The following is a 16,458-nucleotide window of genomic DNA, read 5'->3' on the forward strand; positions in this document are numbered from 1 at the left end:
GCGGTCTCCTTAGCTCGCGTAGTCGAAGCGCTTGGCCAGCAGGAGCAGGGCCTGCTCCAGGGCCAGGCCGACCAGGCCGACGATGATGATGGCGATGAGGATGTGTTCGACGTTGAGGTTGTTCCACTCGTCCCACACCCAGAAGCCCAGGCCGGTGCCGCCGGTGAGCATCTCCGCGGCGACGATCACCAGCCAGGCCACGCCGATGGCCAGGCGGATGCCGGTCATCAGGTGCGGCAGCACCGCGGGGAAGAGGATGCGGGTGAGCACCTTGAACTCCGACAGCTTGAGCACGCGGGCCACGTTCAGGTAGTCCTGCGGCACGCTGGCCACGCCGGCGGCGGTGTTGAGGATGATCGGCCAGATCGAGCTGATGAAGATCACCCAGATCGACGCCGGGCCGGCAGCCTCGAACACCAGCAGGCCGATCGGCAGCCAGGCCAGCGGTGATACCGGGCGCAGCAGGCTGATGATCGGCGAGAGCATGCTGGCGAGGAAGGCGAAGCGGCCGATGGCGAAGCCCAGCGGAATGCCGATCAGCGCCGCCAGGCCGAAGCCCAGGCCGACCCGGCCGAGCGAGTGCAGGATGTTCCAGCCGATGCCCATGTCGTTGGGGCCGTTGTCGTAGAACGGGTCGGCGAACAGCTCCAGCGCCGAATACCAGGTCGACAGCGGGCCCGGCAGGCCTTCGCTGCGGGCGGCGATCAGCGCCCACACGCCGATGAACAGGGCGATGCCGAGCAGGGGCGGAATCACCGCCTTAAACAGGCTGGCGAGCGCCTCCGCGCCAGGCAGGGCCTGGCGCGGCGCCACGCTGGGCGAGGCTTGTAGCGGTGTTTTCAGTGGCGCGTTCATGGCGACCTCCACACTCAGGCTTTGATGGCGAACGAGGCGGCGTAGGCGGCCGGATTGCTGCCATCCCACACCTTGCCGTCGATCAGAGTGCTGCTGCGCAGCGGGCTGCTTGGCACGGCGATGCCCAGGGCTCCGGCGGCCTCGGCGTAGATCTTGGTCTGGTTCACGGCAGCGGCCAGGCCGGCGTAGTCCGGTTCTTCCTTGATCAGGCCCCAGCGCTTGAACTGGGTGAGGAACCACATGGCGTCGGAGTGGTAGGGGAAGTTGACGCTGCCGTTCTTGCAGAAGGCCATGGCGTGCGAGTCTTCCCAGCTGTTGCCGAGGCCGTCTTCGTAGTGGCCGAGGAAGCGCTGCTCGATCACTTCGGTCGGCGCGTTGACGTAGGCCTTGCCGGAAATCAGCTTGGCCGTGGACTTCTTGTTCTCCGCACTGGCCTCGATGAAGCGGCTGGCGTCGAGAATGGCCATGACCAGTGCGCGGGCGGTGTTGGGATTCTGCTCGACGAACTCGCGGGAGCAGCCGAGGACCTTCTCCGGATGGTCGGCCCAGATCTTCTGGGTGGTGGTGGCGGTGAAGCCGATCTTGTCGAAGATCGCCCGCGCGCCCCAGGGCTCGCCGACGCAGAAGCCGTCCATGTTGCCGACGCGCATGTTGGCCACCATTTGGGGCGGCGGCACGGTGATGGTCTTGACGTCGGTGAAGGGGTTGATGCCGTGGCTGGCCAGCCAGTAGTACAGCCACATGGCATGGGTGCCGGTGGGGAAGGTCTGGGCGAAGGTCAGCGGGCTGCCGCCCTTCTTGATATGTGCGGCCAGCTGCTCGCCGGTGGTGACGCCGGCTTCCTTGAGCTGCTTGGAAAGGGTGATGGCCTGGCCGTTCTGGTTCAGGCCCATGAGCACCGCCATGTCCTTCTGCGGGCCGGCCAGGCCGAGCTGGGAGCTGTACATCATGCCGTACAGCACGTGGGAGGCATCCAGCTCGCCAGTGTTGAGCTTGTCGCGCACGCCGGCCCAGGAGGCTTCCTTGCTCGGGGTGATGGTCAGGCCGTATTTGGCAGCGAAGCCCTGGGTGGCGGCGACCACCACCGAGGCGCAGTCGGTCAGCGGGATGAAGCCGATCTTCAGCGCGGCTTTTTCCGGTGCATCGGAGCCGGCGGCGTAGGCGGCGCTGCGCAGGAAGCCGGGGGCGGACAGGCCGAGGGCGGCGATACCGCCGACGGTGCCGGCAACGGCGATGGACTGCTTGAGGAAGTTGCGACGGCTGCTATCGACGGGCTTCTTCGAATCACGATCACTCATGGGGTAATTCCTTGCATGGGCAAATAAAAACGGCGTACGCCAGAGCTCCCGATGGGGGAGGGAGCCCTGACGGACGCCGTTGTCCGTGATCCGCGGCTCACCGCCGTTGGTGTGCTGCGCTGGAATCTGCGGGGACATTTGCAAGGGCCTTGCCAGGTTTTCGCCAGGCGCAGGCAAAGTGTCGTCGCACTCAGCGATCTACTGCTACAGGATGATAGAAGAAGGCTTGCGAATCAGCGGCTTAGCCGAGATCGGTGGGCCGTTCGACAGGCTGGGTTGGGGCGGTCCGCAGGCGTCCATTCTGCACCGTGCGAGAGCAGTCGCACGGGCGTGAGCGCTTTTGGTTCGAGCGGAGGGCGTTTCAGACGCGCTGGCGCTGAGCTTCCTCGACATATTCCTTGAGCCAGCGCAGCACTTCCACCGCCTCCCAGCGGCCGGGATCGAACAACGCATAGGCCTGGCCCTGGTAGCCCACCACATCGACCTGACGGTGATAGCCGGCGCGCTGCAGCAGGGCCTCGATCTCGGCGAAGCAGGTGTTGAAGTGCACGCGCTTGAACGGGGTCTTGCTGCCGGTGACCAGGCCTTCCAGGCGCAGCTCGTCCACCGTGGCGCGGATGCTCTCCAGCGGCATCTGGTTCACTTTGTTCTTCAGCTGCAGTACGTCCAGCATGGTCGATCTCCTTGGGTTCCGTGGCCGCGAAAGAGTAAACGAAAAGTACTGTACAAATAAACACTACTGGATAATAGTACAGCTCAAGTGTCGTATGGATCACCGAAACCGGAGCCGTGACAGGAGCTGCCTATATGCACCACAAGCTGATGACAATTCTGCTGTTGGCCTTGCTGGCGGGCTGCGCCCAGCCGCAGTTGGAGCAACCCAGGGCCAATGGTGCGTATCTGGTAATCGAGGGCGGCGAGGCCTGGGCCGTGCTGGTGCGCGACGGCAAACGGGTGGAAGAGGCGGGCAGGGTGCTTGATGTGGTCCGTCTGCCGGGGCAGAACTCGCTGATCGCCGCCAGCTACGTGATCGACACGCCCAACTGCGGGCGCCTGCAATGGCTGACCGAGCGCGACGGCGAGGGCGAAGTGACCCGTCTGGCACAGAGCAGCGACCAGTCCCTGGAGCGGCCGGGATGCATGATCGCCAGCGGCCTTGGCCGCGCCTGGACCGCGCTGGATTACTCCGGTTGATGGAAAGCGGCTGATATGAAAAGGCCCCGACGGAAATCTCCGGCGGGGCCTTTTGCATGGCGCTCGGCTCAGTCGATCTGGGCCTTGCGCGGTTTGGCCGCTGGCGGCTGCAGCAGACCATCGGCACGGAACATCGCCTTGATCCCGCGGATGGCCTGACGGGTGCGGTCCTGGTTCTCGATCAGGGCGAAGCGCACATGGTCGTCACCGTAGTCACCAAAGCCCAGGCCCGGCGAGACGCAGACCTTGGCCTCCAGCAGCAGCTTCTTGGCGAACTCCAGCGAACCCAGGTGGGCGTATGGCTCGGGAATCTTGGCCCAGATGTACATGGAGGCCTTGGGCTTATCCACCATCCAGCCGGCCTCGTGCAGGCCCTTGACCAGCATGTTGCGGCGCTGGCGGTACTGCTCGGCGATGTCGCGCACGCACTGCTGGTCGCCTTCCAGGGCGGCGATGGCGGCCACCTGCAATGGAGTGAAGGTGCCGTAGTCGTGGTAGCTCTTGATCCGCGCCAGGGCGCTGACCAGCTCTTTATTACCGACCATGAAGCCGATGCGCCAACCGGCCATGTTGTAGCTCTTGGACAGGGTGAAGAACTCCACCGCGATGTCCTTGGCGCCCGGAACCTGCATGATCGACGGGGCTTTCCAGCCGTCGTAGACGATATCGGCGTAGGCCAGGTCGTGGATCACAAGCACGTCGTACTGCTTGGCCAGCGCCACCACCCGTTCGAAGAAGTCCAGCTCCACGCACTGGGCGGTGGGGTTGGAGGGGAAGCCGAGGATCATCATCTTCGGCTTGGGAATGGCCTCGCGAATGGCCCGCTCCAGTTCGGCGAAGAAGTCCACGCCGGGCACCAATGGCACCGAGCGCACCTGGGCGCCGGCGATCACCGCGCCATAGATATGGATCGGGTAGCTGGGGTTGGGCACCAGCACGGTGTCGCCATGGTCCAGGGTGGCCAGCATCAGGTGCGCCAGGCCTTCCTTGGAGCCGATGGTGACGATGGCTTCGCTTTCCGGATCGATCTCCACCTCATAGCGATCCTTGTACCAGCGCGAGATGGCGCGGCGCAGGCGTGGAATGCCGCGGGAAGTGGAGTAGCCGTGGGTGTCTTCGCGCTGGGCGACCTGCACCAGCTTCTCGACAATGTGCGGCGGGGTGGCGCCGTCCGGATTGCCCATGCTGAAGTCGATGATGTCCTCGCCACGGCGGCGTGCGGCCATCTTCAGTTCGGCGGTGATGTTGAAAACGTAGGGGGGGAGACGATCGATGCGCGCAAAGCGGCGCTTGGCATTGTCAGCCATGCTTTCCTCGAAGTACGTAAGCGCCCGGAACCGTCCGAGCGACGCAGGCCACATGCGTGTGGCCTGGGGTGAAGATAAGGGGCCTGGCCCACCGCTGTCCAGAGCAGTTCGCCGGCAAATGAGCGGTGCAGTCGATGGCTTCCGGCGCCACGCCCCGGCCGATGGCGCAGCGCTTGCGCGCTGCGGCGAGCGGCTCAGAGCTGTCGTTTCAGGCGCAACAGCAGTTCCGCCAGGGCGTGGACGTGCCGATCCTCGGTGCGCCAGGAACTGAGGCTCAGGCGAAAGGCCGGACGCCCCTGCCAGACGGTGGGGCCGAACCAGACCTCGCCAGAGTTTTGCGCCGCCTCGCGGATGGCGGCCGTCTGCTCATCCGAGTCGCCGCGTACCAGCACCTGGTTGAGCACCACGCGGTTGAGCACTTGGTAGCCACCAGCGCGCAGGGTTTCGGCCAGCTCGCCGGCCTGGCGGATATGGCGGTCGATCATCTCGCGCAGACCATCGCGGCCCAGGCTGGTTAGGGCCGCCCAGATCGCCACGCCACGGGCGCGGCGAGAGAATTCCAGGGTCAGGTTCTTCTGCGCGTCCTTGCTTGCCGTGGCGTAGGCGGCGTCGCTGTTCATCGCCGCGGCCAGCGCATCGGCGTCGCGGCAGATGGCCATGGCGCTGTCATAAGGGGTGTTCAGCCACTTGTGGCCATCGGTGGTCCAGCTATCGGCCTGTTCCACGCCCTCGGCCAGATGGGCTGAAGAGGAGGCACGTGCCCACAGGCCAAAGGCGCCGTCGACATGCACCCAGGCGCCGGCCTCTCGGGTCTTGGGGATCAGCTCGGCGAAGCGGTCGAACTCGCCGGTGTTGACCTCGCCGGCCTGGAGGATCAGCAGGGTGCGCTCGTCCAGCGCCGGCAGGCGCGCCGGGTCGATGCGCCCGTGCTCGTCCACCGGCGCGTAGTGCAGGCGGTTCATGCCGAAGCCGAGCACGCGCAGGGCCTTCTTCACCGTGATGTGCGCGGTCTCGGAGAGCACCACGCGGATCTCCGGGGCGCCCATCAGGCCGTCGGCGTCGAAGTCCCAGCCCTGGCGCGCCAGCAGCTTGCGGCGCGCGGCGGAGAGGCAGGCGAGGGTGCAGGCGGTGGCGCTGGTGCCGAAGCCCACGGCGCTCTCGCTCGGCAGGCCCAGCGCCTGGCACACCCAGCGGCCGGCAACCTTTTCCAGGCGATCGGCGATGGGCGAGTTGTCGAAAGACGAGGCGCACTGGTCCCAGGCCAGCACCATGCGCTCGGCGGCCGCGGCGGTCGGCAGGGTGGCGCCGATGACGAAGCCGAAGTAACGCGGGCCGTTGCTGGTCACCGTGGCCGGTGAGCCCAGTTCGTCGAGCTGCTGTAGCACGCGTTGGGCGTCCTGGCCGGACTCGGGCAGGGGCTGGTCGAAGGCGCTCAGGGCGGCGATGGCCTGGTCATCGGGATACACCCGGCGCTGGGCGCTGCCGTCGAAATAGGCGAGGGCGCGGCGGTCGGCCTCGGCCAGCAGCTGGCGTTCGTTCATGGTGCGTACTCGGCGGGGGAAGATGCGTTCTACCCTAGCCGAGTGGCACAGCGGGCCGGCAGATACAGGCGCCGGCCGAGTTGAGCGTTACAGTGCAGCGGTAATGCTTGAGTGAACCGATACAGTTGCCTTTGCGGGCAGTACAGTTGCGGCGCCGGCTAGTTCAATTGCCCAGCATGTCGTGCATCGCGATGATCTGCTCGGCCACCTGGATCAGCTTCTGCTGGCGGCTCATGGCCTGGCGGCGCATCAGGGTGTAGGCGTCTTCCTCGTTGCAGCTCTTCATCTTCATCAGCAGGCCCTTGGCCAATTCGATGCGCTTGCGCTCGGCCAGCTGCTCGTCGCGGGCCTGCAGCTGTGCGCGCAGGGCCTGGTCGCTCTCGAAGCGGGCCATGGCCACGTCGAGGATCGGCTGCAGGCGGTCGGCCTGGATGCCTTCGACTATGTAGGCGCTGACGCCGGACTGGATGGCCTGGCGCATCACCTGCGGGTCGTGCTCGTCGGTGAACATGACGATCGGCCGCGGCTGGTCGCGGGTCACCAGCACCACCTGTTCCATCACGTCGCGGCCCGGAGATTCGGTGTCGATCAGCACGACATCGGGGCGTACCGCCTCGACCCGCTCGGGCAGGTCGATGGTCAGCCCGGATTCGTCGATCACCTCGAAACCGGCCTCGATCAGGGCGCTCTTCAGGCGGCCGACCTTCTTCGGGGTATCGTTGATCAGGAGTATGCGTAGCATCGTGCTTATGTCTCGGTCCGTTACAGGGCGATGGCGGCGGCGCTGTCGGCGCGCGCATGGATGGCGAACGAGCGGGCGTAGCCGGCCGGGTCGCTGCCATCCCAGATGCTGCCGTCGAGCAGGGTGGAGCGGCGCATGGGGTGCTCCGGCACAGCGATGCCCAGGGCCTCGGCGGCGCTGCGGTAAATATCCAGCTGGTGAATCCGCTGGGCCAGGCAGAAGTAGTCCGGATCTTCCTTGAGCAAGCCCCAGCGGCGGAACTGGGTGAGGAACCAGATGCCGTCGGACAGCCAAGGCATGTTCACCGCGCCGTCGGCGAAGAAGCGCAGCGGATGGGCGTCCAGCCAGGCGTGGCCTAGGCCGTCTTCGTATTGGCCGAGGAAGCGCGGCTGGATGGCCGACAACGGCGCGTCGACGTACTCGCTGCTGCTGATCAGCTGGGCGGTACTGCGCTTGTTCTCCTCGCTCTCGTCGATGAAGCGGCTGGCCTCCAGCACGGCCATGGTCAGGGCGCGCGCGGTGTTGGGGTACTGCTCGACGAATTCGCGGGTGACGCCGAGCACCTTCTCCGGGTGGTCGGCCCAGATGTTCTGGCTGGTGGCCAGGGTGAAGCCCTGGTCTTCCTCCACCGCCAACGCGCCCCAGGGGCCGCCGGCGCAGAAGCCGTCGATACGCGCGGCGCGAAGGTGGGCGACCATCTGCGAGGGCGGCACCACCACGGTGTTGACGTCGTCCAGCGGGTGGATGCCCTGGGCGGCCAGCCAGTAGTACAGCCACATGGCGTGGGTGCCGGTGGGGAAGGTCTGGGCGAATGTCAGCTTTGCACCACCTTGGCGCACGCGTGCGGCCAGTGCCTCGCCGCTGGTCACGCCGGCCTGCTTGAGCGGCTGCGAGAGGTTGAGCGCCTGGCCGTTCTGGCACAGGCCCATGAGGATGGCCATCTCGGTGGCGCTGCCGCCGAGGCCCAGATGGATGCCGTAGACCTGGCCATACAGGGCCTGGGCGGCGTCCAGCTCGCCGCTCAGCAGGCGATCGCGCAGGCCGGCCCAGGAGGCCTGGCGCTGCAGGTTGAGGGTCAGGCCGTAGGGCTGGGCGAAGCCTTGCGTCGCGGCGACTATCAGCGATGCCGAGTCGGTCAGGGCCATGAAGCCCAGGTTCAGGGCGCTCTTCTCCGGGGCGTCGCTGCCGACGACCCAGGCCAGGGCATCGCTACGGGTGTTGCTGGTATCGGTCATATCTTTGTTCCGCCGTTGAACAAAAAGGCGCCGCACCTGGCCATCACGGGGGTGGCCGGGAGCGACGCCATTGTCTGTGAGTCACTCCGCCGTTGGAGGGACTCTGCTGCATATGGCTTAGCAAGCCATATGCCAGCACGACGGGCGCAGCGGAAAGGACGCTTTCAGCGTTCCATCATCTGCTTGATCTGGTTCTGCGGAATGTGTTGCTCGCGACCTTCGCTGTCTTCGAATTCGTACATGCCGGTGTCGTCGTCCAGCTCGGGTTTGCCATCGCTGGTGAGGATCTGGCCGTCGGTGGTGACCAGCAGGTATTCGCTGGCGCAGCCGGTGAGCGCGGCAAGACAGAAGAGCGCGAGAAGCCAATGTTTCATGAGGTACTCCTGAGTGAGGGCAGTACCGTCACGCTATTCCCGTTGCGCTGCCTCTGGCAAGTGCGCGAAAGGTCGCGGCCCGCCGAAGCGGGCCGCGCCTGGTCAGCGTTCGATGATCTGCTTCACCGAGCTCTGCGGGATCTGCTGCTCGTTGCCTTCGGCGTCCTCGTAGGTGATCAGGCCGGTTTCATCGTCGATCTCCGGCTTGTCCTCGGAACTGAGCATCTGGCCGTCGGTGGTGGCGATGATGTAGTCGGTGGCGCAGCCGGTGAGGCCGAACACGCAGAGCAGGGCAAGAATCCAGGGTTTCATGGTGAACTCCTTCTGAAAGGGTGCCCGCGAGGGGCTTCAGAAGTTCCGACCACGGCACTCCCGGTTTCGCTCCATAAAAAAAGCCCCGCACTGGGCGGGGCTTTCTCATTGCGCTGACGCTTAGATCTGTACGGCCGGGATCTTGGCGTTGGCAGCCGCTTCGCGGAACTCGGCGATCTGATCGAAGCTCAGGTAGCGGTAAACGTCGGCAGCCATGCTGTCGATGTTCTTCGCGTACTCCATGTACTCCTCGACGGTCGGCAGCTTGCCGGTGATCGAAGCGACCGCTGCCAGTTCGGCAGAGGCCAGGTACACGTTGGTGGCGTCGCCCAGGCGGTTCGGGAAGTTACGGGTCGAGGTGGAAACCACGGTCGAACCGGTCTGTACGCGAGCCTGGTTACCCATGCACAGCGAGCAGCCCGGCATTTCCATGCGCGCACCGGCCTTGCCGTAGATGCCGTAGTAGCCTTCCTCGGTCAGCTGGTGGGCGTCCATCTTGGTCGGCGGAGCCAGCCACAGACGGGTCGGAATGCCGCCCTTGACCTTGTCCAGCAGCTTACCGGCAGCGCGGAAGTGACCGATGTTGGTCATGCACGAGCCGATGAACACTTCGTCGATCTTCTCACCGGCGACGGTGGACAGCAGACGGGCATCGTCCGGGTCGTTCGGCGCGCAGAGCACCGGCTCTTTGACGTCGGCCAGGTCGATCTCGATGATCTCGGCGTACTCGGCGTCCTTGTCGGCTTCCAGCAGTTGCGGGTTGGCCAGCCAGGCTTCCATGGCCTGGGCGCGACGCTCCAGGGTACGGGCATCGCCGTAGCCTTCGCCGATCATCCAGCGCAGCATGGTGATGTTGGAGCGCAGGTACTCGGCGATGGCCTTTTCCGGCAGCTTGATGGTGCAACCGGCGGCGGAGCGCTCGGCCGAGGCGTCGGACAGCTCGAAGGCCTGTTCAACGGTCAGCTCGTCCAGACCTTCGATCTCGAGGATGCGGCCGGAGAAGGCGTTGATCTTGCCCTTCTTCTCGACGGTCAGCAGGCCCTGCTTGATGGCGTAGTAGGGGATGGCATGGACCAGGTCACGCAGGGTGATGCCCGGTTGCAGCTTGCCCTTGAAGCGCACCAGTACGGATTCCGGCATGTCCAGCGGCATGACGCCGGTGGCGGCAGCGAAGGCCACCAGGCCGGAACCGGCCGGGAAGGAGATGCCCATCGGGAAGCGGGTGTGCGAGTCACCACCGGTACCCACGGTATCCGGCAGCAGCATGCGGTTCAGCCAGCTGTGGATAATGCCGTCGCCCGGACGCAGGGACACGCCGCCGCGGGTCATGATGAAGTCCGGCAGGGTGTGGTGGGTGTTGACGTCGATCGGCTTCGGATAGGCCGCGGTGTGGCAGAAGGACTGCATCACCAGGTCGGCGGAGAAGCCCAGGCAAGCCAGGTCTTTCAGCTCGTCGCGGGTCATCGGGCCGGTGGTGTCCTGGGAGCCGACGGTGGTCATCTTCGGCTCGCAGTAGGTGCCCGGGCGTACGCCTTGGCCTTCCTGCAGGCCGCAGGCGCGACCGACCATCTTCTGGGCCAGGGTGAAGCCCTTGCCGCTGTCAGCCGGAGCGACCGGCTTCTTGAACAGGGTGGACGGAGCCAGGCCCAGCTCGGCGCGGGCCTTCTCGGTCAGGCCGCGGCCGACGATCAGCGGGATACGGCCGCCGGCGCGGACTTCGTCCAGCAGCACGTCGGTCTTCAGCTGGAAGCTGGTGACCAGCTCGTCGCTGCCGTTACGGCGCACTTCGCCCTTGTACGGGTACACGTCGATGACGTCGCCCATGGCCAGGTTGGTGCAGTCGAATTCGATCGGCAGGGCGCCGGCGTCTTCCATGGTGTTGTAGAAGATCGGGGCGATCTTGGTGCCGAAGCAGAAACCACCTGCGCGCTTGTTCGGCACGTTGGGGATGTCGTCGCCGAAGAACCACAGCACCGAGTTGGTGGCGGACTTACGGGAGGAACCGGTACCGACCACGTCACCGACGTAGGCAACCGGGAAGCCTTTGGCTTTCAGGGCTTCCATCTGCTTGATCGGGCCGACAGTGCCGGGAGCGTCCGGGTTGATGCCGTCGCGGGCCATCTTCAGCATGGCCAGGGCGTGCAGCGGGATGTCCGGGCGGGACCAGGCGTCCGGAGCCGGCGACAGGTCGTCGGTGTTGGTTTCGCCGGTGACCTTGAACACGGTCAGGGTGACTTTTTCCGGAACGGCAGGGCGGTTGACGAACCACTCGCCGTCGGCCCAGGACTGCATGACAGCCTTGGCGTTGGCGTTGCCTTTCTTGGCGCGCTCGGCGACGTCGTGGAAGGCGTCGAACATCAGCAGGGTGTGCTTGAGTTGCTCGGCGGCGACTTCGGCCAGCTCGGCGTTGTCCAGCAGCTCGACCATGGTGGCGATGTTGTAGCCGCCCTGCATGGTGCCCAGCAGCTCAACGGCGCGTTGCTTGCTGATCAGCGGGGAGCTGGCTTCGCCCTTGGCCACGGCGGAAAGGAAACCGGCCTTGACGTAGGCGGCTTCGTCCACTCCTGGCGGAACACGGTTGGTGATCAGATCGACGAGGAAGGCTTCTTCGCCAGCCGGGGGATTCTTCAGCAGCTCGACCAGGCCTGCGGTTTGCTCGGCGTTCAGCGGCTGGGGAACGATCCCTTGGGCGGCACGCTCTTCTACGTGTTTGCGATAGGCTTCAAGCACAGTTATTACCCTCATCAGTGGTCGCGGCGGCCCGCAACGCTCATCCTAAAACCGTCGCACGCCGCGCCGCTGCACTTTGTGAGTGCACTGGCCGGTGTGTCGACAGCCTCATACTAGAAGCTGCTTTCAAAGTTTTACGCCGCAGGAGCGGGAGTGATGAGGGCTGGCGCAGGGTTCACTGAACCCGGCGCCAACGACGTTCCTGGCGGATCAACTGTGCTCGTGACGCTTTGAAAACAGCTTCTGACGGACATCGGCGCCTAAAAAGGCGGTCCGATTCTACTGGAACGGGACGCCAAAGTTAAGCGCAAACCCCGATCCAATCGGCCTCTTAGGCTACTGCCCGTCGTTTGTCTGGTAAGTCGACAAAGGTCTGGGCGGTCATGATGACCCTGCCAGGGTGAGCCGCTATCATGAGCGGCCTGTTTCGCCGCGCCGCACCTGCCTCATATGTCCAATCAACGCATCAAGACGCCCTGCGTCGGCCTCTGTTCCACCGTCTATGGCGACCTGGTGTGCCGCGGCTGCAAGCGCTTCCACCACGAAGTGGTGAACTGGAACGCCTACAACGACGACGAGAAGCGGGCCGTATGGCGGCGCCTAGAGGTGCTGCTGGTGCAGGTAATGCAGGGCAAGGTGGAGGTATTCGACGCCGGACGCCTGCGCGCGCAGCTGGAGCAGCACCAAGTGCGCTTCGTGCCCGAGCAGTCCGAGTATTGCTGGGCCTACCAGCTGATCGCCCGCGCTTCGCGCCTCATCAGCCGTCTGGACGCCTATGGCCTGGCCCTGCTGCCGGAGTTCCGCGACTGGGAGCTGCCGGCGCTGCGCGAGGCCATCGATCGCGAGTTCTTCCTGCTCTCCGAGGCGCACTACGAGCGCTACATTGCACCGCGCTTCTTGCGCGAGGGCGTGGAAAGCCGCGTCTGAGGCATTTCGAACCATGAAAAAGCCGCCCTCGGGCGGCTTTTTCGTTTGCGCGGTGATTAGCGCTGGGCGACCAGCTCTTCCAGGTGGGCGATGATGTCGTCCGGCTTGAGCACCAACACGTCGCTCTCCAGGGCGTCCAGCACCACTTCCGCGGTGTTGCCGATCAACGCGCCGGAGAGGCCGGTACGGGCCACGGTGCCGATCACTGTGACCACCGCGCCGAGCTTGTGCGCGGTGTAGGGGATCAGCACGTCGGCCGGGCCTTCTTCCACGTGCAGGCGCTCGTTGCTGACGTCGTACTCGGCCTGGAAGGCCTTGCACTGCTCGCGATAGCGCGCCTCGATGGTTTCCTTGAGCTGGAAGGTCGGGTCGGCCGCCGAGAGCATCGGCGAGGGGTGGGCGCTGATCACATGCAGGCTGCCATTGGCCAGGTGGGCGATGTCGTAGCCGTTGCTGACGATGCCGGAGTGCAGAGTGCGATGCTCGGAGTCGCCGTTACCCACGTCGACCGCGGCGAGAATGACGCCGCCGGTCCAGGGTGTGCCGGTCTTGACCATCAGCACCGGGCTCGGGCAGTAGCGCAGCAGCTTCCAGTCCTCGGGGGTGAGCAGGGCCTTCTTCAGCGGGTTGTCCGGCACGTGCTGCTTGATCACCAGGCCACAGCCCTCGGCCTGCTGCACGGCGACGATGGTCTGGTAGAGGCCGTCATTCCACGCCTGCTGGATGGTGGCGCTGTAGCCTTCCTGCTGCAGGCTGGCCTGGTGCTCGGTGAGGTAGGCGCTGTGCTCGCCCTTCTTGTCGCAGACCAGCAGGTGCAGGTGCGACTGGGTGACTCCGGCGATCAGCTTGGCGCGCTTGAGCGCCAGGCCATCGGATTGCTGCGGGTCCATCACCACCAGAATGCTGCGTATGGCTTGCATGAGCGTCTCCCTGTGCTTGAAGTGCTTTGATGCAGCCCACTATAGAGGCGGCCGCTGGCGGCGGTCTTGACCTGCATCACGGCCTGGCTGGCCCCGCGCGCCTTCATCCGTATAATGGCCCGCCCTTGCTGCCGGTGCCAACTGGCCGTTGCCGTTACCTCTGGATCGTTCGCCGTGAATCTGCCTGAAATCCATCAGTTCCTCGCCTGTCCCACCCCCGCTGCCTGGGTGCAGGCGGCCCTGGCCGATCAGGAAACGCTGCTGATCGATCACAAGAACAACGAGTACAAGGCGGCCTCCACGGCCATGGCACTGATGGCCAAGTACGGCCAGGAGCTGGACCTCATCAATTTCATGTCGCGCCTGGCCCGCGAGGAGCTGGTACATCACGAGCAGGTGCTGCGCATCATGAAGAAGCGGCGCATCGAACTGCGCCCGGTGTCGGCGTCGCGCTATGCCTCTGGCCTGCGCAAGCTGGTGCGCAACCATGAGCCGCAGAAGCTGGTCGACACCCTCGTCGTGGGCGCCTTTATCGAGGCGCGCAGCTGCGAGCGCTTCGAGGCACTGGTGCCGCACCTGGACGAGGAACTGGGCAAGTTCTACGGCGGCCTGCTGAAGTCCGAGGCGCGGCACTTTCAGGGCTACCTCAAGCTGGCCTACCAGTACGGCGATGAGGTCGACGTGGCGCGAGTGATCGAGCGGGTGCGCGAGGCCGAGCGCGAGCTGATCGAGTCGCCGGACCAGGAGTTCCGCTTCCACAGCGGCGTGCCGCAGGCATGATCGTCATCTTGCGGGCATAAAAAAGCCGGACTCGAGGTCCGGCTTTTTCGTATTCGAAAGGATCAGGCGGCGACGAAGCTGGCCTGGCAGGCGAGGGCGGCCTGGCTGCTCTGTACTTCGTTCAGCGTGTCGCGCACCACTTCCTTGGCCAGGCAGGCGCACTTGCCGCACTGGGTGCCCACGCCGAGGCTCTCGCGCACGTCGCGATAGCTGCAGCAGCCTTCGTAGATGGCTTCGCGGATTTGACCGTCGGTAACACCCTGGCAGAGGCAAACGTACATGGACAGGCTCGAAGTGGGTTGGTGTTGCTGTTAGCGACGGATACTAATGTTAATGAGAATGCTTGTCAAAACTTGATGTCAGCTTTTCCCGCCTGCCGGGTTTTCGCGTTGCCCAATAAAAAACCCGGCCGGGGCCGGGTCTTCATCTGCTGCGCGGGGCCTACTGATCGAAGTCGTCCCAGCCGCCCATTTCCTTCCAGCGATTGACGATGCCGCAGAACAGCTCGGCGGTCTTCTCGGTGTCGTAGCGCGCGGAGTGCGCCTCCTTGCCGTCGAAGTCGATGCCGGCGGCCTGGCAGGCCTTGGCCAGCACGGTCTGGCCATAGGCGAGGCCGGCCAAGGTGGCGGTGTCGAAGCTGGAGAAGGGGTGGAACGGGTTGCGCTTTAGGTCGCAGCGAGCCACGGCGGCGTTGAGGAAGCCGAGATCGAAGCTGCTGTTGTGGCCGACCAGGATGGCGCGCTTGCAGCCATTGGCCTTGATCGACTTGCGCAGGCCCTTGAAGATTTCGCTCAGCGCATGCTCCTCGCTCACCGCCTGACGCAGCGGGTGGTCGAGCTTGATGCCGGTGAACTCCAGCGCCGCCGCCTCGATATTGGCGCCCTCGAAGGGCTCGATGCGGAAGAAGTGGGTGTGATCAGGGTAGAGGAAGCCGTCCTCGTCCATGGCGATGGTGGTCGCCGCGATCTCCAGCAGGGCGTCGGTGGCGCTGTTGAAGCCGCCGGTCTCCACGTCCACCACCACCGGCAGATAGCCACGGAAGCGCGCGGCCATCGGGTGGCGCGGGCCGGGGGGCAGGCTGCCGTCGAGTTCGTCGTCGAAATTGTCTTCGCTCACGCTTGATCCTCCAGCAGGCGCCATTGCAGTTTCTCGCCGGCGCGCAGCGGGATCACCAGGTTCTCGCCCAGCGGCAGTTCGCTCGGGCCGGTCCACTCCTCGCGCACCAGGGTGATGCGGTCGGTGTTGCGCGGCAGGCCGTAGAAGTCCGGGCCGAACTGGCTGGCGAAGCCCTCCAGCTTGTCCAGCGCATTGCGCTGCTCGAAGGCCTCGGCATACAGCTCGATGGCCGCGTGCGCGGTGTAGCAGCCGGCGCAGCCGCAGGCGGCTTCCTTGGCGTGCTTGGCGTGCGGCGCCGAGTCGGTGCCGAGGAAGAACTTCGGATTGCCGCTGGTGGCCGCATCCAGCAGGGCTTCCTGATGGGTGTTGCGCTTGAGGATCGGCAGGCAATAGAAGTGCGGGCGAATGCCGCCGACCAGCATGTGGTTGCGGTTGTACAGCAGGTGATGAGCGGTGATGGTGGCGCCGACATTGGCCGGTGCGGCCTTGACGAACGCAGCGGCATCGCCGGTGGTGATGTGCTCGAACACTACTTTAAGCGTCGGGAAGCGCTCGACCACACGGGTCAGGTGCTCGTCGATAAAACGCTTCTCGCGATCGAACACGTCGACTTCGGCGCGGGTCACTTCGCCGTGCACCAGCAGCGGCAGGCCGACTTCGGCCATGGCTTCCAGGACGTGGAAGATGTTGTCGATGCTGGTCACGCCGGAGTCGGAGTTGGTGGTGGCGCCGGCCGGGTACAGCTTGGCGGCATGCACGAAGCCGCTGGCCTTGGCGGCGCGCACGTCTTCCGCGCTGGTCTTGTCGGTGAGATAGAGCACCATCAGCGGCTCGAAGCGGCTGCCGGCCGGACGAGCCGCCAGAATGCGCTGGCGATAGGCACTGGCCTCGTCGGCGTTGCGCACCGGCGGCACCAGGTTGGGCATGATGATGGCGCGGGCGAAGGTCCGCGCGACATCGCGGACGGTGTGCTGCAGGACGGCACCATCGCGCAGATGGATGTGCCAGTCGTCTGGGCGCAGCAGGGTAATGCGGTCGGACATGGGGATTCCCGGCAGGTAAAACGTGGGCGAATGCTACCAGTTTTGCCGGCCAGACGGCCTATCAAGTTTCCGCTGTCGTGGCCG

At 65.3% G+C, this 16,458-nt stretch carries 17 protein-coding genes; 3 read left to right on the forward strand and 14 right to left on the reverse strand.

Features of this window, described 5'->3' with window-relative positions; genetic code table 11:
- Positions 1 to 9: 9 nt before the first annotated feature.
- The 3 genes from ntrB to FFS62_RS09650 form a co-directional block, all read right to left on the reverse strand.
- Positions 10 to 855, reverse strand: a complete 846-nt coding sequence (gene ntrB, locus FFS62_RS09640; RefSeq protein ID WP_137972605.1) for a nitrate ABC transporter permease — start codon at positions 853 to 855, stop codon at positions 10 to 12.
- Positions 856 to 869: 14 nt separating this feature from the next.
- Positions 870 to 2,153, reverse strand: a complete 1,284-nt coding sequence (locus FFS62_RS09645; protein ID WP_137972606.1) for a CmpA/NrtA family ABC transporter substrate-binding protein — start codon at positions 2,151 to 2,153, stop codon at positions 870 to 872.
- A 361-nt stretch (positions 2,154 to 2,514) separates the two neighbouring features.
- Positions 2,515 to 2,826 carry a hypothetical protein gene (locus tag FFS62_RS09650; RefSeq protein WP_061904031.1) on the reverse strand — a complete coding sequence of 104 codons (312 nt, stop codon included), beginning with the start codon at positions 2,824 to 2,826 and terminating at the stop codon, positions 2,515 to 2,517.
- Between the two features lie 134 nt (positions 2,827 to 2,960).
- On the opposite strand from FFS62_RS09650, the gene FFS62_RS09655 reads away from it, so the two are divergent.
- The gene (locus FFS62_RS09655; RefSeq protein ID WP_137972607.1) at positions 2,961 to 3,347 is read left to right on the forward strand and encodes a hypothetical protein; all 387 of its coding nucleotides are present in this window, start codon (positions 2,961 to 2,963) and stop codon (positions 3,345 to 3,347) included.
- 68 nt (positions 3,348 to 3,415) lie between these two features.
- Here the strand turns inward: FFS62_RS09655 and alaC are convergent, their stop codons facing one another.
- The 7 genes from alaC to acnB all read right to left on the reverse strand — a co-directional run bounded on the left by alaC (position 3,416) and on the right by acnB (position 11,588).
- Positions 3,416 to 4,654: an alanine transaminase gene (gene alaC, locus FFS62_RS09660; RefSeq protein WP_137972608.1), complete on the reverse strand. Its 1,239-nt coding sequence runs from the start codon at positions 4,652 to 4,654 to the stop codon at positions 3,416 to 3,418.
- Between the two features lie 194 nt (positions 4,655 to 4,848).
- Positions 4,849 to 6,195 (reverse strand): pyridoxal-dependent decarboxylase, encoded by a 1,347-nt coding sequence (locus tag FFS62_RS09665; RefSeq protein WP_137972609.1) that lies wholly within the window; start codon positions 6,193 to 6,195, stop codon positions 4,849 to 4,851.
- 163 nt (positions 6,196 to 6,358) lie between these two features.
- Positions 6,359 to 6,937 (reverse strand): ANTAR domain-containing response regulator, encoded by a 579-nt coding sequence (locus tag FFS62_RS09670; RefSeq protein WP_137972610.1) that lies wholly within the window; start codon positions 6,935 to 6,937, stop codon positions 6,359 to 6,361.
- A gap of 20 nt (positions 6,938 to 6,957) precedes the next feature.
- Entirely contained in the window at positions 6,958 to 8,172 is a 1,215-nt protein-coding gene (locus FFS62_RS09675; RefSeq protein ID WP_137972611.1) for a CmpA/NrtA family ABC transporter substrate-binding protein, read from the reverse strand.
- A 164-nt stretch (positions 8,173 to 8,336) separates the two neighbouring features.
- Entirely contained in the window at positions 8,337 to 8,546 is a 210-nt protein-coding gene (locus FFS62_RS09680) for a YgdI/YgdR family lipoprotein (RefSeq protein WP_137972612.1), read from the reverse strand.
- Positions 8,547 to 8,648: 102 nt separating this feature from the next.
- Positions 8,649 to 8,858, reverse strand: a complete 210-nt coding sequence (locus FFS62_RS09685; RefSeq protein ID WP_137972613.1) for a YgdI/YgdR family lipoprotein — start codon at positions 8,856 to 8,858, stop codon at positions 8,649 to 8,651.
- A gap of 120 nt (positions 8,859 to 8,978) precedes the next feature.
- The gene (acnB, locus tag FFS62_RS09690) at positions 8,979 to 11,588 is read right to left on the reverse strand and encodes a bifunctional aconitate hydratase 2/2-methylisocitrate dehydratase (protein WP_137972614.1); all 2,610 of its coding nucleotides are present in this window, start codon (positions 11,586 to 11,588) and stop codon (positions 8,979 to 8,981) included.
- Between the two features lie 450 nt (positions 11,589 to 12,038).
- On the opposite strand from acnB, the gene FFS62_RS09695 reads away from it, so the two are divergent.
- Positions 12,039 to 12,515, forward strand: a complete 477-nt coding sequence (locus FFS62_RS09695; RefSeq protein WP_137972615.1) for a DUF1289 domain-containing protein — start codon at positions 12,039 to 12,041, stop codon at positions 12,513 to 12,515.
- Between the two features lie 56 nt (positions 12,516 to 12,571).
- On the opposite strand, the gene FFS62_RS09700 is transcribed toward FFS62_RS09695, so the two are convergent.
- The gene (locus FFS62_RS09700) at positions 12,572 to 13,435 is read right to left on the reverse strand and encodes a universal stress protein (protein ID WP_137972616.1); all 864 of its coding nucleotides are present in this window, start codon (positions 13,433 to 13,435) and stop codon (positions 12,572 to 12,574) included.
- A gap of 174 nt (positions 13,436 to 13,609) precedes the next feature.
- Here FFS62_RS09700 and FFS62_RS09705 point away from each other — a divergent pair, with 174 nt between their 5' ends.
- Complete coding sequence (locus FFS62_RS09705; protein ID WP_137972617.1) at positions 13,610 to 14,215, forward strand: tRNA-(ms[2]io[6]A)-hydroxylase; 606 nt, start codon at positions 13,610 to 13,612, stop codon at positions 14,213 to 14,215.
- Positions 14,216 to 14,277: 62 nt separating this feature from the next.
- Here FFS62_RS09705 and FFS62_RS09710 read toward each other — a convergent pair whose 3' ends face one another.
- The 3 genes from FFS62_RS09710 to pyrC form a co-directional block, all read right to left on the reverse strand.
- The gene (locus FFS62_RS09710) at positions 14,278 to 14,496 is read right to left on the reverse strand and encodes a bacterioferritin-associated ferredoxin (protein ID WP_137972618.1); all 219 of its coding nucleotides are present in this window, start codon (positions 14,494 to 14,496) and stop codon (positions 14,278 to 14,280) included.
- A gap of 160 nt (positions 14,497 to 14,656) precedes the next feature.
- Positions 14,657 to 15,331 carry a ribonuclease T gene (gene rnt / locus FFS62_RS09715; protein WP_137972619.1) on the reverse strand — a complete coding sequence of 225 codons (675 nt, stop codon included), beginning with the start codon at positions 15,329 to 15,331 and terminating at the stop codon, positions 14,657 to 14,659.
- Positions 15,328 to 16,374: a dihydroorotase gene (gene pyrC / locus FFS62_RS09720; RefSeq protein ID WP_137972620.1), complete on the reverse strand. Its 1,047-nt coding sequence runs from the start codon at positions 16,372 to 16,374 to the stop codon at positions 15,328 to 15,330. The genes rnt and pyrC overlap by 4 nt, the downstream gene beginning before the upstream one ends.
- Positions 16,375 to 16,458: the final 84 nt, after the last annotated feature.

The organism is Pseudomonas sp. F(2018), assembly GCF_005508865.1.
Classification (GTDB): Bacteria; Pseudomonadota; Gammaproteobacteria; order Pseudomonadales; family Pseudomonadaceae; genus Aquipseudomonas.